1 pseudogene is annotated in these 735 nt (G+C 66.9%); it reads left to right on the top strand.

Features of this window, described 5'->3' with window-relative positions:
• Positions 1–107 precede the first annotated feature (107 nt).
• Positions 108–735: pseudogene (locus tag KRR55_RS20455) on the top strand (IS5 family transposase); the annotation flags it as partial.

Genomic DNA, 735 nt, shown 5'->3' with positions numbered 1-735 from the left:
CTAGGGCGTGTCTCCTAATCGCTGGTGGTTCGGTTTGGCAGGATTAACGGGTGAATTCCCGTTACGCCCGCCTCACCGATGCCCAGTGGGAGCTGATCGCCCCGTTCATGCCCGATTCCACGGGCAGGGCCGGACGCCCGTTCAAGGACCACCGGCTCGTGGTCGAGGGCATCATCTACCGCTACCGCGCCGGCATCCCGTGGCGCGACCTGCCCGAGCATTTCGGGTCCTGGAAGACCGTCTGGAAGCGCCACCGCCGCTACGCCGCCGACGGCACCTGGGACGCCGTGCTGGCGACCCTGTTGGGCCACGCCGAAAGCCGCGGCCTGGTCGACTGGGAGGTGTCGGTGGACTCCACGATCAACCGTGCCCACCAGCACGGCACCAACCTCCCGCGCCACACAGGGGGACCTGTCGAATTACAAGAATCTTCTCGAAGAGCCCCCTGACCACGCCATCGGCAAGTCCCGCGGCGGGCTGACCACCAAGATCCACTCCCTGGTCGACGGCAAGCAGCGCCCGCTGGTGGTGATGGTCGGACCGGGGCAGGCCGGGGATTCCCCGATGTTCGAAAACCTCCTGGGCGCCCTGAAGGTCAAGAACCCGGCCACCGGGGCCACCCGGAGACGTCCCGTCCGGGCCATGGCCGACAAGGCCTATTCCTCGAGGGGCAACCGGAAATACCTCCGGGACCGCGGCATCCAGTGCGTGATCCCCGAAAAGGACGACCAGAAG

It is taken from the genome of Paeniglutamicibacter quisquiliarum, assembly GCF_019084045.1.
GTDB lineage: Bacteria > Actinomycetota > Actinomycetes > Actinomycetales > Micrococcaceae > Paeniglutamicibacter > Paeniglutamicibacter quisquiliarum.
This window is presented reverse-complemented; position numbering and strand designations above follow the sequence as displayed.